Raw genomic sequence first — 22497 nt, 5'->3', positions numbered from 1 at the left:
CCGGTCGCCCTGGGGGTGCAACCCTCGCGACGAGCTGCTCAGAGGTTAGGCCGGGTGGGCCGGGCGATTGCTGGACCGGACGGCCCCGAGGCAGGCCGCGACCACCAGCGCCATCGCGACGAGGTCCGGGGCCTCGAGCTGCTGGCGCAGCACCACGAGGGCGGAGAGCGTGGCGACGACCGGGGAGAGGCACGTGATCATCGCGAAGAGGGACGCGGGCAGCGTCCGCAGGGTGTGCATCTCGATCCCGTAGGGCAGCGCGGAGGAGAGGACCGCGATGCCGACGCCGAGCGCCAGCACCCACGGCTGGAGCAGTGCCGTGCCGGCCGTGGCGAAGCCGATCGGCACGGTCCCCAGGCTCCCGATGACCATGGCGAGGGCCAGGCCCTGCACTCCGGGGAGGTGCCGACCGGCACGCTGGTTCGTCAGGATGAACCCGGCCCAGCACGCCGCCGCGCCGAGGGCGCAGAGCACGCCCACGGGATCGAGGCCCTCGGCGGCATCGAACCCGTCGCGGCCGAGGATCACGATGCCGGCCAGCGAGAGCCCGGCCCAGAGCAGGCCGATGAGCCGTCGGCCGGCGATGACGGACAGCGCGAGCGGTCCGAGGACCTCGAGCGTCACGGCCACGCCCTGCGGGATCCGGCCGAACGCCTCGTAGATCAGGGAGTTCATGGCCGCCATGGTCAACCCGAGCCCGATCACCGCCGTCCACGCCGCCCGGTCCATCGAGCGAAGGGTGCCCCAGCCGGGACGCGTGAAGATCAGGAGCAGGATCGCGGCGAAGCCGAACCGCATCGCGACCACACCCTGCGCCGCCACTTCCGGATAGATGGTCACCGCGATGGAGGCGCCGAGCTGCTGGCAGAAGAGGGAGACCAGCACCAGCAGGATGGCGGGCGAATAGATGCTTGTCACGCCCCAACTGTAGAGGCAGCGGAGGGGAGCCGGAGGCCCGGCAGCACCGGTGTCGGCACGCTCCTCCCGACGGCCGGCTGGCGGCCACCCCGGTACCGGGTCCGTCCCGGGAACTCCCAGCGAACAACCCTTGCGTACCGCCGCTGGGACTGCTGTCCTGAGAGCAAGCGGTTCTGCGAAAGGCAGTGGTGATCGTGAGAGTTGCAGTGATTGGAGCGGCCGGCGGAATAGGCAGCAGGCTGTGCAGGATTCTGGCCGAGCGAGGCGATGACGCCGTGGGCGTCTTCCGACGCGCGGAGCAGGCGGAGACCGTGAACGCCGCCGGTGCCACGGGGCGGCAGTTCGATCTGATCGAGGGGTCGGACGGCGACCTGGAGGAGATCCTCGAGGGGTGCGACGCCGTGGTCTTCACGGCCGGCGCGCACGGCACCGGTGAGGATCAGACCACCCTGATCGACGGCAAGGGGCTGGAGAAGGCGCTCCGAGCGGCGCAGGAGGCCAAGGTCTACCGGTTGGTGGTGGTCTCGGCGATGCCCGAGGCAGCGCGCGGACGCGAGACGACGCCGTCGTTCGAGCACTACATGAAGACCAAGAAGCGCGGGGACACCGTGACGACGGGCTCCGGGCTCGACTGGGTGATCGTGCGGCCGGGGCGGCTGACGGACGACGAGGGCAACGGGCGCGTCACGGCCGGGCTCGCCGTCGAGTACGGCGATATCCCGCGCGACGACGTCGCCCTGTTCGTCGCCGAGGTGCTCCGCACGCCCAAGCTGTCGCGGGCGATCGTCGAGGTGACCGACGGCCCCGAGACCGTCCAGGAGGCCGTGGGAACCGTCGTCGAGCTCCTGCATCAGGAGCTCCCGTAGGCGCAGCCGGTTCGGAACGGCACCCCGTCCGGGGGTCGCTTCGCAGAGCGTCACCGGACGTAGACGTCCGTCATCTGCGCGCGGCCCCCGCCGCAGGATGATGCAATGAACAGGTGACGCCGCCCTCCCGACTGCTCGGACGCCCCGCGCTGGTCGGGCATGCCCAGCGGATCGCTGAGACCGCCGACCACCGCCCGGCCGTCCGGGTGGGTCTCGGGCTGGCCATTCCGGCCGTGGCGCTGCTGGCCCTGGGGCGGATCGACCTCCTCATCTTCGCCGTGTTCGGTTCCTTCGTCGGCATGTACGGCCGGGGGCAGATGGCCGGCGTCCGGCTCCGGCAGCAGGTCCTCGCCACGGGGCTCCTCGGGATGGCGGTCGCCGCCGGGACGGCGCTGCCGGCCGTGGGCGCCGGCCCTCCGGTCATCGCCGCGTGCGCTGTGGCCTATGCCGTCGCCGCCTCCTGGCTCATCGAGCGGCTCGGCCTGCGCCCGCTCGGGCCCTTCTTCGTTCTCTTCGCGTTCTGCACCTTCGCCACGCTGCCGCTCGAGGCCCGGCGCGATTCGGAGGCGATCGCGGAGGTCGGTCTGCTCGTCTTCGCGGCCACGGCGGCGTTCTGCCTGGGGATGGGCCAGCTGACCCGCATCGGCGTGCTCGGCCCGTTCCGCAGTGCGCCGGTGCCCGGCTCGGCGATCCCCACTCCGCCCGCGGAGGCGGCATGGCGTGCAGCGACGTACGGCGTGGCCGTGGCACTCGCCGCCGCGATCGCCCTCGGATTCGACGTCGGTCATCTCGGCTGGGCCGCGGCCGGTGCTGCGGTCCCGTTGGCCGCACCGACCTTCGGGAGGCGGCTCGCCCGCGGCGCGCAGTGCCTCGCCGGGACCATGGTCGGGCTGGCGGTGGCTGCGGTCGCGCTGCTGCCCGGGTGGCCGCCCGTGGCCAGGGCGGTCCTGGTGATCGTGTTGATGTTCCCGACCGAGATGTTCATGGCCCGCAACTACGGCCTCGCGCTGGGCTTCTTCACGCCGCTGATCCTGCTCATGATGAGTCTGGTCGAGCAGGCCGACCCCGCGTGGCTCCTGCTGGACCGGTTCGTCGGAATCGTCATCGGAGCGGGGTCGGGACTCGTCGTGGCGGCACTCTTCCGCCGCGCGCCCTAGGCGAGGTCGCGGACCAGGGCCGGGCCGGACCCTGCTCGTCCTCCGGATTCACCGGCCGTGCCAGGGGGACCGGCGCGGACCTCAGTGGGTGATGGTGGTCTGCTGGTAGAGCGCCAGCCGGGGGACGCCGTCGACGAGCCGGTAGGTGCTGGCCATCAGCGCCGTGAACGGCTGGTCCGGACCACGCAGCGCCCGGGCCCGGTACACCAATGCCGTGGAGTCCTCCCCGACGGGGACCGCGCGTGGCTCCTCGATGGTGAAGCTGTCCCATGGGGGCGCCTCGTCCAGCGTCGCGGCGATCGTGTCCCGGTCCAGGACGGCCCCGTTGACCAAGATCATCAGGGCGTCCGCGGTCATCAGATCGCTGTAGAACGAGCCGCCGCGCGAGGAGCACAGCGCCTGCCAGCCACGGTGCTCGAGTTCCAGGAGCCGGTCCAGTGAGAGATCCATGCTCCGCAGCGTACCGAGTGCACGGTCAGCCGTGAATGCCCCAGCGCGAGGGCTTCGGCGCCGACTGCGGGGCGTCGTCGCCCGTCTCCAGAGCTTCATCGCTGGCCTGGTCCAAGGCGTCGCGCAGGCTCTCGTGGTCCGAGCAGGCCGTCTCGTACTGGACCATGGTCCGCTCGGGGCCGGCCTGGATGGCGACCATCCGCCCGTCCGGCAGCCCGGCACCCACGTAGGCGTCCCCGTCGAGGACGCCGTTGCGGTCCTCGGGAGTGCTCGGGATGCCGAGCTCGGCGAGGATCCGCTCGGCCTCGTCGACGAACGCCGCAGGATCCTCGATCCCGCCGCCCTCGAGCGCCGGCGCCAGCCGCAGGGCTCCGCTCGATCCGCAGGAGGCGGGCGCCAGGGCATCGATGCGGGAGAGGAATTCGTCCTTCTCCGGTGCTGCGGGCACGATCCCGTGCAGGGCTCCCAGGACACGCTTCGCGTCGGCGCGCAGTTCCTCGATCGTGGCGTTCTCCGACATCTCGGCTCCTGTCTCGGTGGTGGGCTCGGGCGACGTGGCTCCCGGGGCGGTGCAGCCGGTCAGCGCGGCAGCGCCCAGGAGCACGACGGCGGCGGTTCGAATCGAGCGCGACATGAACCCAGCGTAGGGCCTGGGCCCACGACCGGGCGGGACAACGCCGTCCCTCACGTGACCTTGTCCTTCGCCCAGCCCCACGCGTCGCTGACCCCTTCGGCGACCTCCTCGCCGCGGTCGCCGACCCACTTGCCGGTCTCCCTCGCGCCGTCCACGACGTCCTCGCCGCGGTCGCCGAGCCATTCGCCGGTGGCTTCGGCTCCGTCGACGATGTCTTCGCCGCGGTCGCCGAGCCATTCGCCGGTGGCCTCGACCCCGTCGACGACGTCGTCCTTGCGGTCGCCGAGCCAGCCAATGCCGTCCCCCACGGCGTTCTTGGCGTCGATCCCGGCCTGCAGGGCCTCCAGGTGCGCCTTCGGGTCCCGGTCGTAGCGGCTCTCGTCGATGTACTCGATGCTCTCCGCCTTCCCGTCCAGGATGCGGGTGATGCTGTTGTAGGCCTGGCCGCGCTCCTCCAGGTAGCCCCAGTCGTCATCGTCCGGGGAGGTCGTCTGATCGTGCACGGTGCCCGCCTTGCCGGGGACATTGCCCTCGCCGTCGGAGGAGAACGTGTAGGCGCCGAATTCCTCGGCGGTCGGCGAGAGCCGTTCCGAGGCGATCTGTCCGGGCGCGGCCCAGGGGTCGTCGTAGGCCATCGTGGCGTACACCTGCGGGCGGCCCTCGTCGTTGCGCTTGACGTTGAAGTCGCTGGCGTGGTCCGCGACCTTCGGGTCGATGCCGGCCGACCCGTACATCACGTACCGGTCCACCGCGTGCTCCGTCTGCGTCAGCCCGGCCGCAGCCGTGGTGGTCCCGTAGGAGTGGGCGATCACGTTGGTGGTGGGGACGTCCCCGCGGTGGTCCCGCGTCTCGTGGAATCCGTCCAGGAAATGGGCCAGCTGCATGCCGCCGGTGTTCGCGTGGTCGTTGCGCAGGACCTCGGTGGAGCTCGTGCCGGACTCGAGGATCGCGCTGGCCAGGCTCGGGCCGGGCGCGCCCGCGTTGAAGTTGCTCCCGTCCCAGGCAGGCTTGTCCGGGCTGTCGTACCCCAGCCACGTGACGACGGCGCGATCGCCCTTCATGCCGTTGTAGAGGCCCTGGGCGTTGTCCACCTCGCCGTCCATGTTGTGGGTGCCGCTGCCCATCCCGGACACGGAGACGGTGACGTTGTCGGCGGTGTCCAGATTGCCGATCGCCACCGAGGCGAGCGCGCGGCCCGACGCCGGGTCGTCCGGGATCAGGTGCGTCAGGTATCGCTGGCCGGGGTTCTCGGTGGTGTCGCCGGGGACCAAGGCATCGGCGATCGAATCGAACGCCGTCCGCTGCTCCTCGGTGAAGGCGGGATCGTCCCGGACCAGCTTCAGCGTGCGGACGTTGGCCGCCGAGCGGTCCGTGTAGGGGACGCCGTTGGTGTTGCCCACCAGGGCCGGCAGGGCCAGGCCGAGCGCCGCCTGCTGGGCGGGTGTGAGGCCGTCCCACCACGCGGCGCCGTGCTTCCCGGACGGATAGCCGTTGCCGACTGCGGGCTCGGTGGGCAGCGGCGGCGGGGTCACCCGCGCGTCCGGGTGCATGGCGCCGAACGCGGCGATCTCGTCCTCGTTCAGCGTGGCGAGGTGGGCGTAGTAGGCCTCGACGTCGTCCGGGGTGGCGTTGTCGCCGGTCGCCAGCCTGTACAGCCGTGCGGCGTCGGCGATGCGGGTGGAGTTGGTGCCGTAGTCGAAATGCGCCGGGGTGTTGACGCTGACCCGGTCGATGGCTTCGACGGCGGTGTTGAACGTCCTCTGGGCCGCCGTCCAATCGGCGGTGATCAGGTCGAACTTGCCCTGCAGGTTGTTCTCGGCGACCGTGTGCTGCATGTCGTAGCCCGGCGCTGCCTGGGCGGGGTGCGTCCGCTTGAAATCGGCCTCGGCATTGGGCTGGGTGGTGCTCTTGAACGTGCTCTCGCGCTGGCGCAGGTCGTCGATCTCGTCGGCGAGTGCCACGGCGGCGGACTTGAGCGATTTCAGGTTGTCGGCGAGCTGGCCGGCGTCGGTCACGGCCGGCTTCAGCGCGGACGCGAGCGTCTCGGCGCCGGGTCCCTCGTAGTGGTTCTGGACGCGCCCCCAGCGCGTGCTGGCCGTCGTGACGTCGGTGTCGAAGTCGTCGCCGGAGGTCTTCAGGGCGCGGGCGGCCCTCCGGACGGCCTCGCCGCTGGCCGGCAGGGTGTCCAGCCCGGAATAGTCGATGGTGAAGAGGCTCATCGGGCGTCCAGCCTCGCCTCGTCGGCCATGTCCTCGTCCCCCTGGGAGATTGCGACGCTCACGCCCCAGCCGGCGCCCACCGCGTTCTCGCAGCGGACCACGGTGGCACGGGCGTCCGGGAGGATCACGTCCGCGCCGCACGTCTCCACGGGGCCGCCGCAGTCCGTCCCGTCCAGGGCGAGCTTCAGGTCGGCGACGGCGTCCTCGATGGCCAGGATCCGGGACGGAAGGTCCAGGACCACGTCGTCGCACGAGCGCAGCGAGTTGTTGAACTCGGGCTGGTCGAGACGGTAGCGCATGGGGCCTCCGCGGGGTCGAGGGCGGGCTGGGTGCTACCACCGTAGGCCCAGTCCGCCCCGGTGACCATGGGCAGAGCTCCCCATGGGGTGGCTCGCGGGCACCTCCGCCGGGGAGCGGGACTCCACCGCGGCCAGGGGCTAGCCCTGGCGGGCCTTGAGCCGCGGGTTCTTCTTGTTGATGACGAACACCCGTCCGCGCCGTCGGACGATCTGGGCTCCGGGCTGCTGCTTGAGCGCCTTGAGCGAGTTGCGGACCTTCACAGTGCTTCTCCTCCGTTGTTGTTGCGAATGATTCTCATTATATGCTGAGATCGACGCCGGACGAAGCCATGACGAACAGCGCGACGGCGAGGCGAGCCGAGTCGAGCGACGTCGGCGGGCGCGTGAACCCGAGGAGAAGGAGAACCGATGACCGAGGTGAAGTCGGTGCTGGTGGTCGGTGCGTGCGGACCGGAGCGCCGGGAGCACGCCGAGGCGATCGCCGGTGCTCGCGGCGCTGCGATCGTCCGGTCGGAGCGGCCCCGCGCCGCCGACCGGCCCGGGCGCTGGCTCGACGATTTGGCGGCCACGCTGCACGTGGCCGCCCCGGAGGACTGTCCGCACGACGGCGCGCGGGACCTGGTGGTCGAGGTCGCCTCCGAGGTGCCCGTGCTCGAGGCCATCGGGCTCCTCGACAGCGACGGCACACCCGGCGCGCTCGCGGACGTGGTCTGCGTGGTGGACGCCGGCCACCTCCTCGAGGACCTGTTCGACGACGACTACCTGCCGGAGTTCGTGGCCCGGGCCCTCCTGGCCGTGCGGCAGATCGAGTTCGCCACCGTTGTGGTGGTCACCAACTGGAGTGGATTGACGGCACCGGACGTCTCGCTCGTCGTCAGCCTCGTCAGCCACCTCAATCCCACGGCGCATCTGGAACTGGACGTCCAGCGGTGGCTGGACGACGACCGCCGCGGTGCGCCCAACACGCCGACGGGCCTGCGTCCGGGGTGGATCCGCCGCCTGAACTCGGACCACCCGAGCTCCTTCTCGCCCCGCATCCGCGACGAGCGGGTCTCGACCGTGCGCTACGAATCCGTCCGCCCCTTCCACCCCGGGCGCCTGCGGGCGGCGCTCGAGGAGCTGGAGCGGGGCGGACGGGAGTCGGATGGGCGGGGCCGCGGGGCGGGCCGCGTGGTCCGCTCGGCCGGTTTCGCCCGGCTGGCGACCCGCTCCGGGATCACGGCGCAGTGGGAGCACGTGGGCCGCATGTTCGACCTGCTCCCCCTCGAGGGGGACGGGACCGCCGAGGAGCCGCTCTGCGTGGGGCAGGACCTGATCCTCACCGGCATCGGGCTGGACGAGGATCGCCTGCGCCGGCTGCTCGACGCCGCCGTCCTGACCGACGCCGAGCTCCTGGCCGGGCCGCGCGAGTGGGCCCGCTTCCACGATCCGTTCCCCGCCTGGATCCACGTGAGGGACCGGGCCTGACGGCTACTTCTCCAGCAGCGGATCCACGCCGAAGTGCTCGGCGAGCTGGGTCACGGCCTCGTTGGCGCCCTGGATGCTGACGGAGGAGAGGAAGACGTTGTCGTCCACCTCGAGGATCTCGCCGGTCAGCTCCGAGTAGAGCGGGTTGGAGCGGAAGCGGTCGCGCTGGGCCACCGATGCCTCGCCCTCGCTGCCGCCCGGGTTCCAGGTGGCCTCCATGATCAGGCTCGCGTCCGCCTCGAGGAGCTGCTCGGTGGACAGCGGCACCATGATTTCCTCCTCGGTGTCCGGCTGGCCCTCCGGGCGCGGGACGCCCATGTCCGCCATGATCTCGCCGATGAACGAGTTGGACGAGTAGAGGCGGGCGGTGTCCTCGCCGACGAAGCGGAGGAGGGAGTAGGTGGTCTCCGGGTCCTTCTCGAGGATGGCGGCGCCCACGGCGGCCGCGCGCTCCTCGTAGTCGGCGACGGCCTGCTCGGCCTCCGCCTTCTTGCCGATCGACTCGCCCAGGAGCACCACGTTCTCCTTCCACGTCGGGCCCGTGGACTCGGACATGACGGTGGGGGCGATCTTGCTCAGCTGGTCGTACATGGCGCCCTGGCGGACGTCGGCGGTGATGATGAGGTCCGGCTCGGCCTCCAGGATCTTCTCCAGGTCCGGCTCGGCGATAGTGCCCACGTTGACGGCCTCGTCGGTCTGCTCGCTCACGTCGCCCAGGTACTCGGGAAACGGATTGCTGCCCTGTCGGTACTCCGTGTAGGCGACCAGCTCGGCGCCGAGCAGGAGCGTCGCGTCCACGTAGCTGGGGTCCAGGGCGGCGATGCGCAGCGGCTGCTCCGGGATCTCGGTGCTGCCGCGGAAGTGCTCCACTGTCTTGGGGAACCCGGCCGCCTCGGCGCTGGAGGCGGAGGCCGGGGCGCCGGAGGCCTGCTCGGCGGTGGAGCCGCCGCCGCAGGCCGTCAGGCCCAGGAGCGTGGCCGCGGCGACGGCCGCGATGGCCAGACGGGTCTTCTTCATGCTGGTTCTCCTCAGGGGGATATCGAGTGGTGCGGGCGGTGGGGTTACACAGAGTGCCCGATTTAGGGTCACCTAACCCGCCCGAGCGACCAAAACGCTACCATGGTCTAAGCTAATTTCCGCCGCCTACGTCACACTTCGTCGGCCATCGCCGCCGCGCACCCCGCCCCGCTCCGTCGCCCACCCGCCAGGATCCATGTGACCACCACCCCCCAGTCCCAGACCGCGCCGCCCGACGCCGGCCCCGACGCCGCCCCGGCCGCGCTCCGAGCGCTCGGAACGCTCCCCGGGGCCGGCGCCGGCTCGCGGCGGCGCCCGCTCCTGGTCCTCGTCGGGCTGGCCTGCGCCGTCGTCGTGGTCTCCGTCCTGAGCCTCTGCATCGGCTCCGCGTCCAACACGGTGGCCGAGGCGCTCCATGCGATCCTCTCGCCCACCGGCACCGTCATGGACATGACCATCCGGGAGCTACGCTTCCCGCGCACCGTGACCGCCCTGGCCGTCGGCGCCGCGCTGGGCATGGCCGGCACCCTGGTGCAGGGGCACACGCGCAACCCGATCGCCGAGCCGGGCCTGCTGGGCATCAACCAGGGCGCCGCGCTCGCGATCGTCAGTACCACGGCGCTGCTCGGCCCCCAGCCGTACGCCGTCCAGGCGGTCCTCGCCTTCGCGGGCGCGCTGCTCGCCGCCGTCGTCGTCTTCGGGATCGGGCACGTGGGCCGGCGCGGCGGCTCGCCGACCACGCTGGTGCTCGTCGGCGCGGCCGTCACCGCCCTGTGCACGGGCATCGTCTCCGGGATCGTGCTGCTCAGCGAGGCGGCGCTGGAGACACTGCGGTTCTGGCAGGTCGGCTCGGTGGCCGGCCGCTCGGGGGCGCTCGAGGTCCTCTGGCCGCTCGTGATCGTCGGCGCGGTCATCGCGTGGCTCAACGCGACGCAGCTGAACGCGCTCGCCCTCGGCGAGTCCGTCGCGACGTCGCTGGGCGTCACGACCGCCCGCGCCCGCGGCGTGGGACTGGCCGCGCTGGTCCTGCTCACCGGCGTCGCCGTGACCGTGGCCGGGCCCATCGCGTTCCTGGGGCTGCTGGTCCCGCACATCGTCCGGTGGGCGATCGGCGCCGACTACCGGTGGCTGCTGCCCGCCGCGGCGCTGACCGGTGCGGCGCTCCTGCTCCTGGCCGACGTGGTGGGGCGGGTCATCGCCCGCCCGGGCGAGCTGCCGGTCGGCGTGGTGGTCGCGATGATCGGCGCGCCGGTCTTCGTCTACATCGCCCGGCGCCGGAAGGTGGTGGCCGTATGACCTCCCTCGAGACGACCCCGACCGGGACCACGCCCGCCGTCGTCGGCACGCCCCCCGCGACCGGCCCGGCGTCGGCCCCGGGCTCGGTCCCGGCGCCCGGCTCGGTCCCGGTCCCCGGCTCGGTAGCCCCGCCGGACGCCGCGCCCCGACCCGAATCGACCTCGGCCTCAACCTCGACCTCGGCCTCGACGGCGGCGGCGCCGGAACAGCGCGGGGTGCGCCCCGCCGTCGCACGCCGGCCGGTGGTCACCCGGTGGCCGGCCGGCGCCGCCGCGCTGCGGCGCTTCGCCGTCCCACTGCTGCTGGGCGTCGCCTGCCTGCTTGCCGCCGCGTGGCACATCGCGGTGGGCGGCTCGGAGATCCCTCTCCGGGACGTGCTGGCCACCCTGGCCGGGCAGCCGCCCGACGGGCGGACCGAGCTGGCCGTGATCGAGTTCCGCGCCCCGCGCACGCTCGCCGCGGTGGTCGCGGGCGTGGGCCTCGGCGTCGCCGGCGCCCTGACGCAGACGGTGGCCCGCAACCCCCTGGCCAGCCCGGACGTCCTGGGCATCACGCAGGGCGCGTCCTTCGGGGCGGTGTCCGTGCTGGTGCTGGCGGGCTCGGCCGGCGGCGTCTCCGGGCTGGCCGCGACGCTCGGACTGCCGCTCGGCGCCGCGCTGGCCGGCACGCTGACGGCCGTCGCCGTGTTCGTCCTCGCCTGGAAGTCCGGGCTCGAGTCCAACCGGCTGATCATCGTGGGGCTGGGGCTCTCGGGCCTCGCGGCGGCGATGACCACCTGGATGCTCACGCTGGGCGACGTCACCAACGCCGCCCAGGCCCTGACCTGGATGACCGGGACCATCAACGGGCGCGACTGGGCGCAGGTCCTGCCCATCATCCCGCTGGTCGCCGCCGGGTTCCTCGCCGCGCTGGTGTCCCAGCGCAGCCTGCGCGTGATCGCCCTCCACCAGGACACGGCCGTGGCGCTCGGCCTGCGCATCAACCTGACGCGCATCTGGCTGCTGGGCGTCGCGACCCTGCTGGCCGTGGCCGCGACGGTGCTCGCCGGGCCGGTGGCGTTCGTCGCGCTGGCCAGCCCGCAGATCGCCAAGCTCATGGCGCGCTCCACGCTGCCGCCGATCATCTCCTCGGCCCTCGTCGGCGCGCTCTTCATCCTGCTCGCCGATCTCGCGGCCGCCCGGCTGTTCGCGGTGGCGCTGCCCGCGGGCGTGGCCACCGCCGTCGTCGGCGCCCCCTATCTGATCTACCTGGTGGTCCGGCAGCAGCGCCGCACCACCTGACTGCTGGCGCGGTCTGCGGTGTCCGCCACCCCTCGTTCCGGGGGACGGTCGGTGAGGCGCGTCCCCCGAAGCGACTCCTCGACGCGCCGCTGTCGTGGTGCGCCGGGCTAGAGGATCGCGCGGCGCAGGTCGCGCAGCACCTCGGGGGCCTCGCGGTTCGCGTCGATCACGGTCCAGCCCTCGGCGCCGGCCCGGTGCAGGTACGCCGCCCGGGCGGCCTGCAGGTCCGCCAGTGACTCGCTGTCCTCGCCGCGCAGGGTGATCCGCTGCAGGGCGGTGGCGGGGTCCACGTCCAGGAGGACGACGACGTCGGGGCCGCCCAGCCGCCGTCCGACGCCCGCCCGCCGGGCGAGGAGCCGCTCGAGCGCGGGCAGCAGGCGGCCCGCCGGCAGGCCGCGGACCTCGCGGAGCACGGTCTGGCAGGCCAGATGCCGGTCCATCACGGTCAGTCCGTCGAAGCGGTCCGCCGTGGCGGTGGAGCGCAGAACCCGGTACATCCGGATGGCGGTCTCGGCCCAGTCGAGGAGGGGCGTCGGCAGAGCCAGACCGTGCCGCTCGGCGAGGCGGGCGAACCAGCGGCGGCCGGAGGGGTTCTTGATGAACTGGGCCGGCCAGCCGGTGTCGGCCGCGTCGGCGGCGAGATGGCTGGCGGCGGTGGTCTTGCCGGCGCCGTCGATTCCGACGACGGCGACGGTGAGCTTGCGGCCGGTGGGGAGTCCGACGCGCGGGGACAGGCGGGTCGCGGGGCTGAGCAGCAGCATGGCGCCTCCTTCGGTCGGCTGACGTGATCGGCTGGATCGGTCCGTGGTGGGATCAATACTCCACGCCTCAACCATGCCCGCCCTGAGGGGTGGCTGGATGCTCGCTGATGATGGCCGTCAGGCCAGCAGGCGGTCCGCTCCCGGCCCGAGCGCCGCACGGAGGGTGACGAGCCCGCCGGAGAGGGACGCCGAGTCGAATCCGGCCTCGGCGAGGATGCGGTGCGCGGCGGCGGACTTCACGCCGGTGGAGCACAGCAGACGGACGGGCCCGCCGTCGGCCCGGTCCCGGAGCTCGTCGAGGCGCTCGAGGAGCGCGTCGACCGGGATGTTGACCGAGTCCCGCAGGCGCTCCTCGGCGAACTCGTCCTCGCCCCGCACGTCCACCACCAGGCTGTCCGCGAGCACCGACTCGGCGTCCTCGGCGTACCAGAGGCGCAGGGAGCCGTCGAGGACGTCCTGGCCCAGCATCCCGGCGAGGTTCACCGGGTCCTTCGCCGAGCCGTAGTGCGGGGCGTAGGCCAGATCCAGGTCCACCAGGTCGTCCGCGCCGAGGCCGGCCCGCAGTGCGGTGGCCAGCACGTCGATCCGCTTGTCCGCGCCGAGCCTGCCGACGGCCTGCGCGCCGAGCAGGCGCCCGTCCTGCCCGAAGTGCACCACCAGGTGGAGCGGCTCGACGCCGGGGATGTAGCCCGCCTGCGGCGTCGGGTGCAGGTGGACGGTGTGCGCGGGGATGGAGGCGCGCGAGAGCGCCTTCCGGTTGGCACCGGTCATCGCCGCCGTCAGCTCGCCCGCCCGGACCACCGCCGTGCCGAGCGCGGCGGGGATGGGGCGCGCATCGACGCCGAGCATCGCGTCGGCGACGGCCCGCCCGGCACGGTTCGCCGGACCGGCGAGGGCCACCACGCGGCGCTCGCCGGTGACGGCGTCCACGCTCGCCACGGCGTCGCCGACCGCCCACACTCCGGGCACGTTGGTGCGGCCGTGCGGGTCGGCGAGGATCGCGCCGTCCTGGCACGCGATGCCGGCGGCCTCGAAGGGCCCCGTCGCCGGCTCGATCCCGGCGGAGACCACCACCACGTCGGCCGGCAGCTCGGTGCGCCCGTCCGGCCCGGTGCCGCCTCCCAGCACGATCACCGGGGCGTCGCCGTTGTGCCGGTACGCGGTGGCCTCGGCCCCGGTGTGCACGGCGATGCCGAGGCGTTCCAGCTCCTCGCCCACCGGGTGCGCCGTCTCCGGCTCGAGCGGCGGGAGGACGTGCTCGGAGCGCTGCACCAGCGCCACGTCCAGCCCGGCGCGGGCGAGGACCTCGGCGGCCTCGACGCCGATGAACCCGCCGCCGATGACGACGGCGGTGCGTGCTCCGGAGTCGACGTGGCCGCGCAGGTCCAGTGAGTCGTCCACGGTGCGCAGGGTGTGGACCCGGCCGGCGTCGAACCCGGCCTGGAGCCCGTCGATGGGCGGGATGGTCGCGTTGCCGCCGGGGGAGAGGACCACGTCGTCGTACTCGAAGGTCTCCTCGCGGGTGGTGCCGGACTCGGACGTCCCCCGGGCGGTGACGGTCCGGGCGTCCGGATCGAGCGCGACGACGTCGTGCCTCAGGCGGACGTCGATGTCCTGCTGCGCGAACGTCTCCGGCGTCCGCGGGGCCAGGTGGTAGGAGTCCTCGATCTCGCCGTCGACGTAGTAGGGAAGCCCGCAGTTGGAGAAGGAGACGTACTCGCCGCGGTCCAGCACCGTGATGCGGACGTGCCGGTCCAGGCGCCGGGCGCGGGCGGCGAAGCTCATGCCGCCGGCGACGCCGCCGACCACCACGATGCGCCGGGGCGGACCGTCCTGGCCGGCTCCGTCGCCCGGGGCGCCGCCATCCTGTGAGGTGCTGTCGGCGGGCGGCTGGCCCTGGTCCTGCGCATCACGACTGGTCATGGCGCCATGCTACGTGGAGCGCAGTCAGGCGCGTCCGGTCAGCCCACGCGTCGGCCCGCCTCGAGGCGGATGACCGAGTCGGCGGCGTCGATCGCGGCCTGGTCGTGGCTGACGCACGCGATCGCCCTGCCCCGGGCTGCCTCGGCGGCCAGGAGGGCGCGCGTGCGCTCCCGGCTCGCGGCGTCCAGGTTGGCCGCCGGCTCGTCCAGCAGGAGCACGTCCGTCTCCTGCACGAGTCCCTGCGCCAGGAGGGCGCGCTGCCGCTGGCCGCCGGAGAGGTCGCGGAGCTGGCGGCCCTCGAGGCCCTGCAGGCCCACCCGCTCGATCGCGGCGGCGATCGCCTCCTTCGCCTCGCCGCGCCGGCGGGCCCGGTCCGTCCGCCACGTCCCCATCGCGACGACGTCGTGCACCGTCACCGGGAGCCCCTCCGGGACCGAGGGCCGCTGGACCACCAGCGCCACCGGGGCGCTCCGGTCGACGCGGCCCGCACGGGGCCGGCGGACCCCGGCGAGCAGCTCCACCAGTGTCGACTTGCCTGATCCGTTGGGTCCGGCGATCGCCGTGACGTGTCCGCGCTGCAGGTCGACGCCGACGTCGTGCAGGACGTCGCGGCCGTCGTAGGCGAAGCACAGGCCGCGGGCCGAGAGGGCGGGGGCGTGGTCCATCGTCACCACTCCGTTCTGTTGCGAATGATTCTCATTTTAATGCTAGCTTAGCTTCTTGTGTTCGCACTCACTGACCCCTTCACCACGGAATTCATGGCCCGCGCCCTGTTCGGCGGGTCCCTCGTCGCGCTGATCTGCGGGATCGTCGGCACCTGGGTGGTCGTCCGCGGGATGGCGTTCCTGGGCGAGGCGATCGGCCACGGCATGCTGCCCGGCGTCGCCATCGCCACGCTCGTCGGCGCTCCGGCCCTGCTGGGCGCCGCCGTCAGCGCCGCCGCGATGAGCTCCGCCATCGGCCTGCTCCAGCGCCGCGGTCGGCTCTCCTATGACACGAGCATCGGCCTGCTCTTCGTCGGCATGCTCTCCCTCGGCATCATCATCGTGTCCCACTCGCGCAGCTTCGCCACCGACGCCACCGTCATGCTCTTCGGCGACGTCCTGGCCATCGCGCCCGTCGACGTCGCCGTGCTCGCCGGCGCCCTGGTGGCCACCGTGGTGATCGCCGTCCTGTTCCACCGGCGGTTCGTCGCCGCGGCGTTCGACGCCCGCGTCGCCGCCACCCTGTGTCTGCGGCCCCAGCTCGCCCAGGTGATGCTGGTGGTCCTCGTGACCCTGGCCGTCGTCGCGTCCTACCGGGCCGTCGGCTCGCTGCTGGTGGTGGGGCTCCTGCTGGCGCCGGCCGTCGCGGCGGGCCAGTGGACCCGGAGGATTCCGACGACGATGCTCGCCGCCTGCGCGTTCGGCGTCGCCGCCGTGGTGCTCGGCCTCGCGACGTCCTGGTACGGCGGGACCGCCGCCGGCGCCTCGATCGCCTGCGCCGCGATCCTCCTCGCCGGGCTCTCCGCCGCCGCCCGCCGGGCCGTCGGCGCCGTGGCCAACCGCTACCGGCCCCACGCCGACGCGGTCCCGGAACCGGTGCACGCGCCGACCCCGACCCCGACCCAGGCCCAGGCCCAGGCCCAGACCCAGACCCCGACTCCGATTCCCGTCTCGGTCTCGGCCGTGACCCCGAGCCCGATCCAGAACTCCTCGGGCGCGCCTTCCGAGGCGCCGCCCGCATCCGCCCCCGTCCCCGAAAGGACCGCATGACGCGCCTCGCACCACCCGTGGCCATCGACGCAGGAACAGAACCCGTGGAGACCACGCCACCGCCCGGAGCCCCGGCGCTGTCAGGACGCGTGCCGACCGGACGCGTGCCGTCGAGGCGCCCGGTCGCGCTCTTCGCGCTCGCGGCCGCCGCGGTGCTCGCGACGGCCGGCTGCTCCGCCGGCGTCGCCGACCCCGGCGGCAACGAGACCGGCAACGAGACCGGCAGCGAATCCGGCCAGGAGGCCGGCGCGGACGCCGAGGCCGGTGGCCACGGCTCCGTCGAGGGGGCGCAGCAGGTCGGCGAGCCGCAGGTCAAGATCGCCTCCGTGGACGCCGCGGGCGCGGTGGGACTGCACGACCTCCTGACCGGCGAGTCCACCGAGCTCGATCCCGTCGGCAAGCCGCAGGCCCTGGCCTCGGGCGGGCGCTACCTGTTCGTCACCACGGAAGCGGGACTGGAGGTCGTGGACAGCGGCGTCTGGACCTGGGACCACGTGGACCACTTCCACTACTACCGCTCGGACCCGCGGCCCGTCGGCGCCGTCGCCGGAGAGGGCGAGTCCACGGTCTCCACCTCCAGCCTGCCCACCGCCGGCAGCACCGGCGTGTTCTTCCAGGGCTCGCACGAGGCCGTGCTCCTGGACAACGAGGCGCTGTCCGAGGGCGCGCCGGAGGAGCGCTTCCGGATCGGGCTCCCGGCGCACCGGGGCCTCGTGGCGCCCGTCGGCGCCGGAGCGCTCGTCACGGTCCCGGACGCCTCCGGGACCGTGGCGGAGGTGCAGTACTACGACGCCGAGGGGAGCCCCGTCGAGGGCGTCTCGGCCGCGTGCCCCGCGGCGGAGGGCACCATCACCACCCGCGTGGGCGTGGTGGTGGGCTGCTTGGACGGCGCCGTGCTCGCGACCGTCGACGCGGACGGCAAGCCGGCGCTGGAGCACGTCCCCTACCCGGAAGGCACCGAAGCGCCGCCGGCCACCGCGTTCGCGAACCGCAAGGGCCGGCCCACCGTGGCCGCGCTCGCCGGCGAGGGCGAGGCCCAGCGCGGCGTCTGGCTCCTGGACACCCGGGAGCGGGTCTGGGAGCTCTTGCCCGCGCCCGAGCCGCTGGTCAAGGTGGCCGCCGTGGACGACGCCGACACGCACGTGGTGGCGCTCGGCGCCTCCGGCCGGCTGCACGTCCTGACCGCGGGCCCGGGGGAGGAGGCGCCCGCCGTGGTCGGTTCCACCGAGGCGCTGGCGGCCGCCCCGGACGGCGGCGCCCTCACCGCTGACACGCCGGGCCTCGACCTGGTGGTGGACCAGCAGCGGGCCTACGTCAACGACCCCGCCTCCGGCGTGGTCCACGAGATCGCCTACAACGGCGAGGCCCGCCTCGCCCGCACCCTCGAGACGCCCGTCGGGGCCGATTTCTTCACGGAGGTCGGACGATGAGCGCCCGGAGCGGCGCCGCCCTCGCCGGTTTCGCACTGGTGGCCGCGCTGACCGGCTGCTCCGCCCTCGGCGGCGCATCCGCGGATGACGAGGAGCCGCAGATCGTGGTCACCACCAACATCCTCGACGACGTCGTCGAGAACGTCGTGGGGGACCAGGCCGACGTCCTCACCCTGATGAAGCCGAACGCCGACCCGCACTCCTTCGAGGTCTCCGCGCAGGAGGCCGCTCGGATGGGCGAGGCGGACCTGGTGGTCTCCAACGGGCTGGGGCTGGAGGAGGGGCTGCAGCAGCACCTGGACCGGGCCGAGCAGGCCGGCGCCGAGCACTTCGTCGCCGGCGACGAGATCGAGCCGCTGGCCTACAGCGGCGCGGACGCCGGCGGGGCAGCGGATCCGCACTTCTGGACCGACCCGGCGCGCATGGTCGAGGTGGTGGATGCCCTCGAGGAGCGGCTGGGGCAGAACCCGCGGTTCGACGCCGCGGCCCTGAACTCCGCCGCCGAGGCCTACCGCGCCGAGCTGACCGCGCTCGACGAGGAGATGACGGCCGCCTTCGCCGCCCTGCCGGCGGAGCGCCGCGCCCTGGTGACCAACCACCACGTGTTCGGCTACCTGGCCGAGCGCTACGACTTCCGCGTCATCGGCGCGATCATCCCCGGCGGGAGCACGCTCGCCTCGCCGAGCGCCGCCGATCTCGAGGACCTCGCGTCGGCCATCCGGGAAGCGGGGGTGCCGACCGTCTTCGCGGAGTCCTCCCAGCCGGACCGCCTGGCCCAGGTCCTCGCCACCGAGGCCGGCGTCGAGGTGGATGTCGTGGAGCTCTTCACGGAATCCCTCACCGAGCCGGGCGAGGGCGCCGAGGACTACCTGACGATGATGCGGGCGAACACCGAATTGATGACCGAAGGGCTCTCTCGATGAGAGCCGAGCACTGGAAAGGGAAGTACATGAGCACACCATCACCCAGCACCGAGGCCCGGGGGACGCGCGGCCGCACCTTCGCGGGCGTCGCCGCGCTCGCCGGCCTGGCCCTCGTGGCCACCGGCTGCTCGGCCTCCACGGCCGACTCCGGCGAGACGGGCGGGGAGGCCGCCGAGGGGCGCGTCGCCGTCGCCTACCAGAACGGGATCGCCGTCCTCGACGGGACCACCCTGGAGATCGTCGACGAGTTCGAGTCGGAGGAGTTCACCCGCCTGAACCCGGTGGGCGACGGGCGCAACGTCATGGTCACCATGTCGAAGGGCTTCCAGGTCCTGGACACCGCCGAGCCGGCCCTGACGGACCGCGTCTTCGACGCGACCACGCCGGGCCACGTGGTGCCGCACGGCGGCAAGACGGTCCTGTACGACGACGGCACGGGCGACAGCACGGTCTTCGAGACCGACGCCCTGATCGGCTCCGAGGGGCTGCCGGAGAGCGAGGTCATCCCGGCGGAGGCCGCGCACCACGGCGTCTCGATCGAGCTGGAGGACGGCACGTTCCTGACCACCATCGGCGACGAGACCGCCCGCACCGGCGCCCGCGCCCTGGACGCCGACGGGGAGGAGATCGCCCGCAGCGAGGACTGCCCGGGCATCCACGGAGAGGGAACGGCGGCCGACGAGGCCGTGGTCTTCGGCTGCGAGGACGGCGCCCTGCTCTACCACCACGGGGAGTTCGAGAAGCTGACGGCGCCGGACGAGTTCGGCCGCATGGGCAACGCCTACGTCTCGGAGACCAGCCCGCTGGTGGTCGGCGACTACAAGACGGACCCGGACGCCGAGGGCTACCTGTTGAACATGGTCACCCTCATCGACACGGCCGAGCACACGTTCGACGTCGTGGACCTGCCGGACAACGTCCAGTACACATACCGCGACGTGGTGCGCGGGCCGGAGAACCTGGCCTACATCCTCTCCACCGACGGCTCCATCCACGTCCTGGACCCGGAGACCGGCGAGCTGACGGACGAGTTCCCGGTGGTGGAGCCGTGGGAGGGCCCCGCCGAGTGGCAGGACCCGCACCCCACCATCAAGGTCAACGGCGACACCGCCTATGTGACCGAGCCGGCCACCAACACCGTGCATGCAGTGGACCTGACCACGGGCGAGAAGACCGCCTCGGTGGAGCTGTCCGCGGCGCCGAACGAGATCGCGGTGGCGCTCGGCTGACCAGCGCCCTGCTGATCGACGCCGTGCTGACCGGTGCCAGGCCGATCAGCCACGGCTGACCAGCGCACCGCTGGGCGGGGTCGGCAGCAGAACGTGACAGAGGAGCGGCCCGGGAGGAATCTCCCGGGCCGCTCCTCTCGTCCGCTGCCGTGCCGCACGGTGCGGGTCAGCGCTCCAGGATGACGTCCTCGGTGTTTGGGAAGAGCATCTTGTAGGTGAGGCCCGCGATCGCGGCGCCGATGAGGGGTGCGACGATGAAGAGCCACACCTGGCCGAGTGCCTCGGGGCCGGCGAACCACGCGACGCCGAGCGAGCGGGCCGGGTTGACGGAGGTGTTGGTGATCGGGATCGAGACCAGGTGGATGAGCGTCAGGCCCAGGCCGATCGCCAGCGGGGCGAAGCCCTTCGGCGCGCGCGAGTCCGTGCTGCCGAGGATGATGTAGAGGAAGATCGCGGTCAGGATGATCTCGGCCAGCAGGGCCGCCACCAGCGAGTAGCCGTCCGGCGAGCGGTCGGCGTAGCCGTTGGAGGCGAAACCGGACTCGACGGCATCGAACCCCTCGCGTCCCGAGGCGATGCCGAAGAGCGCCAGACCGGCGATCGAGGCGGCGACGACCTGCGTCACCATGTAGGGGCCCACGGCCTTCCATTCGACGCGGCCGGCGAGGGCGGCACCGAGGGTGACGGCCGGGTTGAAGTGTCCGCCGGAGATGTGGCCGACGGCGTAGGCCATGGTCAGGACGGTCAGGCCGAAGGCCAGCGCGACGCCCGTGAAGCCGATGCCCATGTTGATGGGGCCGTCGGCGATGACCGACGCCGCGAAGATCGCGCTGCCGCAGCCGCCGAAGACGAGGACGAAGGTTCCGAGGGCCTCGGCGACGAGTCGGACCGGGAATGACTGATGCATGATGTCTCTCTCTGCTGGAGGGGAGGCCAGGGCGCCGGGCCGAGCACGCTCTGACAAGCGCGACGATACTCCAGAGGAACGACAAATAGGAGGCCTTCAGGTTTCCCCGTCATGTCGGAGGAGAGAACACAGAAGCGCTGCGCCCGTCGCCCGTCGCCAGTCGGCCGTCAGTCGCGGTCGCGGACCGCCACCTCCTGCAGGTTCTGCTCCACCCGCGTGTAGGCGTCCACGGCCACGGCCTTCCACAGCGCGAGGGCCAGTTCCGGGTCGTCGCGCTCCAACCGCTCGATCGCGTCGGCCGAGAGCAGCCGGACCCTCACTTTCTCCTCCGCACGGACCCGCACGGGTGCGCCGCCTCCCAGCGCGATCTCCCCGAACGTCATGCCCGGGCCGAGCGTCGTGTACCGGACCCGGTGACCGTCGCGCACGGTGCTGTTGGCCACCCGGCCGGAGACGATGAAATAGATGCCGCCGAACTTCTGACCGGAGCGGCGGATCAGCTCGCCGTCGTGGTACTCCCGGTCCTCCATGCGCTCCTCGAGGGCGGCGATCTGCTCCTCCGTCAGCGGTGCCAGGGCCGCGAAGTCCGGCAACGCCACCGTGCTCGGCACCAGGCCGGGGCCGCCGTGACGGCGCAGCAGGCGCTCCTCGGCCCATTCGATCGCCTCGGTGCTGCCCGGGAACAGCGGGGTCCGGCCGGCGCAGAGCACCTCGGAGATGCGGCCGGCGTCGTCGATCACGGCCATGCGACGGCCGTCCACCTCGAACTTCTGCCGCAGCTCCTCCATGAGGTTCAGCGCCACGTCGTTGACCTCGTCCACCTTGCGCACGTCCAGCAGGACGATCTCCACCTCCTCCGGCAGGGAGCTGACGTGGCGCACCACGGACTCGGCGCCGGCGAACAGGAGGTCGCCGTGCAGCTCCACCAGCTGGGCGCGGTGCCCCTGCTCCGTGAGCAGGTCGATGGCCTCCCGGCTGCGGCGCACCCCGGACGGGGCGTCGGTGATGGGGAAGTGCTCGCGGATGGCGGAGCGGCCGATGCGGGCGGCCTTGACGAAGTGCAGGCCCATCTCCGCGGAGAGCCGGCGGACCGCCGCGATGCCGCGCACCGAGGACCCATGCGGGTCCAGTGCGGGGGAGTAGACGGAGATGCCGAGCTGGCCCGGCAGGACGGCCATGAGCCCGCCGCCGACACCGGACTTCGCCGGGAGTCCCACGGCGCTGGTCCAGGCGCCGGCGTCGTCGTACATCCCGCACGTGAGCATGACGGAGAGCATCCGCTGGACCGTCTCCAGATCCACCACCTGCTCGCCGGTGAGCGGCTGGCGGCCGCCGTTGGCGAGCGTGGCGCCCATGAGCGCGAGGTCGCGGGCGTTGACCCTGATGGAGCACTGGCGGAAGTAGTTCTCCACGGCGCGCTCGGGGTCGTCCTCGATGATGTCGAAGCTGCGCAACAGGTGGGCCAGTGCGCGGTTGCGGTAGCCGGTGGCGGACTCGGAGGCGAACGCCCGCTCGGAGACGTCCAGCGAGCGGCCGGCGAAGCGGGAGTGGATGTCGAGGATCCGGGCGAAGCCGTCGCGCCCGCCGGAGCCCTTGATGAGGGAGGCCGCCGCGATGGCGCCCGCGTTGATCATCGCGTTGGCAGGGCGGCCGGTGTCGTGGGCCAGCGAGATCTCGTTGAAGGCGTCGCCGGAGGGCTCCACGTCCACCTTGCGGTCCACGGCGTCCAGCCCGTGGTCCTCCAGTGCGAGCCCGTAGGTGAAGGGCTTGGAGATGGACTGGATGGTGAAGTCGGTGCGGGAGTCGCCGACCTCGTAGACGTGCCCGTCCACGGTGGCGAGGCAGATCGCGAAATCGTCCGGGTCCGCGTCCGCCATGGCGGGGATGCCCTGGAACGGGACGCCGTCCTTCAGGCCGGAGAGCTCCTGGTGCAGGTCCCGCAGGTACCGCTCGATCGGTGAACGCAT

General features: G+C 72.8%; 21 protein-coding genes. 9 read left to right on the top strand and 12 right to left on the bottom strand.

Going from position 1 to position 22497, the window contains the following annotated elements; all coding sequences use genetic code 11:
• Positions 1-45: 45 nt before the first annotated feature.
• Positions 46-918, bottom strand: coding sequence for an EamA family transporter (locus ABD784_RS13835; RefSeq protein ID WP_344885932.1), 873 nt, complete (start codon positions 916-918; stop codon positions 46-48).
• A 185-nt stretch (positions 919-1103) separates the two neighbouring features.
• Here ABD784_RS13835 and ABD784_RS13830 point away from each other — a divergent pair, with 185 nt between their 5' ends.
• On the top strand, positions 1104-1784 hold the full coding sequence (locus ABD784_RS13830; RefSeq protein ID WP_344885929.1) for an NAD(P)H-binding protein: 681 nt from the start codon (positions 1104-1106) through the stop codon (positions 1782-1784).
• Positions 1785-1897: 113 nt separating this feature from the next.
• Entirely contained in the window at positions 1898-2941 is a 1044-nt protein-coding gene (locus ABD784_RS13825) for an FUSC family protein (RefSeq protein WP_344885926.1), read from the top strand.
• Between the two features lie 81 nt (positions 2942-3022).
• Here the strand turns inward: ABD784_RS13825 and ABD784_RS13820 are convergent, their stop codons facing one another.
• The 5 genes from ABD784_RS13820 to ykgO all read right to left on the bottom strand — a co-directional run bounded on the left by ABD784_RS13820 (position 3023) and on the right by ykgO (position 6804).
• A complete protein-coding gene (locus ABD784_RS13820) occupies positions 3023-3391 on the bottom strand; it encodes a nuclear transport factor 2 family protein (protein WP_344885923.1) in 369 nt (122 codons plus the stop codon).
• 25 nt (positions 3392-3416) lie between these two features.
• Positions 3417-4025: a hypothetical protein gene (locus tag ABD784_RS13815; RefSeq protein ID WP_344885920.1), complete on the bottom strand. Its 609-nt coding sequence runs from the start codon at positions 4023-4025 to the stop codon at positions 3417-3419.
• 50 nt (positions 4026-4075) lie between these two features.
• The gene (locus tag ABD784_RS13810; protein ID WP_344885918.1) at positions 4076-6244 is read right to left on the bottom strand and encodes an alpha/beta hydrolase; all 2169 of its coding nucleotides are present in this window, start codon (positions 6242-6244) and stop codon (positions 4076-4078) included.
• Positions 6241-6543: a hypothetical protein gene (locus ABD784_RS13805; RefSeq protein WP_344885916.1), complete on the bottom strand. Its 303-nt coding sequence runs from the start codon at positions 6541-6543 to the stop codon at positions 6241-6243. The genes ABD784_RS13810 and ABD784_RS13805 overlap by 4 nt, the downstream gene beginning before the upstream one ends.
• Before the next feature lie 138 nt (positions 6544-6681).
• A complete protein-coding gene (ykgO, locus tag ABD784_RS13800) occupies positions 6682-6804 on the bottom strand; it encodes a type B 50S ribosomal protein L36 (protein WP_336716599.1) in 123 nt (40 codons plus the stop codon).
• A 147-nt stretch (positions 6805-6951) separates the two neighbouring features.
• On the opposite strand from ykgO, the gene ABD784_RS13795 reads away from it, so the two are divergent.
• On the top strand, positions 6952-8010 hold the full coding sequence (locus ABD784_RS13795) for a GTP-binding protein (protein WP_344885913.1): 1059 nt from the start codon (positions 6952-6954) through the stop codon (positions 8008-8010).
• A gap of 3 nt (positions 8011-8013) precedes the next feature.
• Here the strand turns inward: ABD784_RS13795 and ABD784_RS13790 are convergent, their stop codons facing one another.
• Positions 8014-9027 (bottom strand): iron-siderophore ABC transporter substrate-binding protein, encoded by a 1014-nt coding sequence (locus ABD784_RS13790; RefSeq protein WP_344885910.1) that lies wholly within the window; start codon positions 9025-9027, stop codon positions 8014-8016.
• A gap of 198 nt (positions 9028-9225) precedes the next feature.
• Between ABD784_RS13790 and ABD784_RS13785 the strand changes: the two genes are divergently transcribed.
• Both ABD784_RS13785 and ABD784_RS13780 read left to right on the top strand, forming a co-directional pair.
• Complete coding sequence (locus tag ABD784_RS13785; protein ID WP_344885907.1) at positions 9226-10323, top strand: FecCD family ABC transporter permease; 1098 nt, start codon at positions 9226-9228, stop codon at positions 10321-10323.
• Positions 10320-11603, top strand: coding sequence for a FecCD family ABC transporter permease (locus ABD784_RS13780; RefSeq protein WP_344885904.1), 1284 nt, complete (start codon positions 10320-10322; stop codon positions 11601-11603). The genes ABD784_RS13785 and ABD784_RS13780 overlap by 4 nt, the downstream gene beginning before the upstream one ends.
• Before the next feature lie 107 nt (positions 11604-11710).
• Here ABD784_RS13780 and ABD784_RS13775 read toward each other — a convergent pair whose 3' ends face one another.
• The 3 genes from ABD784_RS13775 to aztA form a co-directional block, all read right to left on the bottom strand.
• Positions 11711-12364: a nucleoside/nucleotide kinase family protein gene (locus ABD784_RS13775; RefSeq protein ID WP_344885902.1), complete on the bottom strand. Its 654-nt coding sequence runs from the start codon at positions 12362-12364 to the stop codon at positions 11711-11713.
• A gap of 117 nt (positions 12365-12481) precedes the next feature.
• Positions 12482-14287 (bottom strand): FAD-dependent oxidoreductase, encoded by a 1806-nt coding sequence (locus tag ABD784_RS13770; RefSeq protein WP_344885900.1) that lies wholly within the window; start codon positions 14285-14287, stop codon positions 12482-12484.
• A 38-nt stretch (positions 14288-14325) separates the two neighbouring features.
• Positions 14326-14952, bottom strand: coding sequence for a zinc ABC transporter ATP-binding protein AztA (gene aztA / locus ABD784_RS13765; RefSeq protein ID WP_344885897.1), 627 nt, complete (start codon positions 14950-14952; stop codon positions 14326-14328).
• 57 nt (positions 14953-15009) lie between these two features.
• Between aztA and aztB the strand changes: the two genes are divergently transcribed.
• From aztB to aztD, 4 genes are read left to right on the top strand one after another with little or no spacing between them, the layout of a single operon-like run.
• Entirely contained in the window at positions 15010-16041 is a 1032-nt protein-coding gene (gene aztB / locus ABD784_RS13760; protein ID WP_344885894.1) for a zinc ABC transporter permease AztB, read from the top strand.
• 44 nt (positions 16042-16085) lie between these two features.
• Positions 16086-17471: an ABC transporter gene (locus tag ABD784_RS13755; RefSeq protein WP_344885891.1), complete on the top strand. Its 1386-nt coding sequence runs from the start codon at positions 16086-16088 to the stop codon at positions 17469-17471.
• The gene (gene aztC, locus ABD784_RS13750; RefSeq protein ID WP_344885888.1) at positions 17468-18394 is read left to right on the top strand and encodes a zinc ABC transporter substrate-binding protein AztC; all 927 of its coding nucleotides are present in this window, start codon (positions 17468-17470) and stop codon (positions 18392-18394) included. Before ABD784_RS13755 ends, aztC begins: the two co-directional genes overlap by 4 nt.
• A gap of 26 nt (positions 18395-18420) precedes the next feature.
• Positions 18421-19623: a zinc metallochaperone AztD gene (gene aztD, locus ABD784_RS13745; protein WP_344885885.1), complete on the top strand. Its 1203-nt coding sequence runs from the start codon at positions 18421-18423 to the stop codon at positions 19621-19623.
• Between the two features lie 166 nt (positions 19624-19789).
• Here aztD and aqpZ read toward each other — a convergent pair whose 3' ends face one another.
• Positions 19790-20530 carry an aquaporin Z gene (aqpZ, locus tag ABD784_RS13740; RefSeq protein WP_344885882.1) on the bottom strand — a complete coding sequence of 247 codons (741 nt, stop codon included), beginning with the start codon at positions 20528-20530 and terminating at the stop codon, positions 19790-19792.
• 167 nt (positions 20531-20697) lie between these two features.
• Complete coding sequence (gene glsA, locus ABD784_RS13735) at positions 20698-22497, bottom strand: glutaminase A (protein WP_344885879.1); 1800 nt, start codon at positions 22495-22497, stop codon at positions 20698-20700.

Origin of the sequence: Zhihengliuella alba (assembly GCF_039538765.1) — a bacterium.
Taxonomy (GTDB): Bacteria; Actinomycetota; Actinomycetes; order Actinomycetales; family Micrococcaceae; genus Zhihengliuella; species Zhihengliuella alba.
This window is presented reverse-complemented; position numbering and strand designations above follow the sequence as displayed.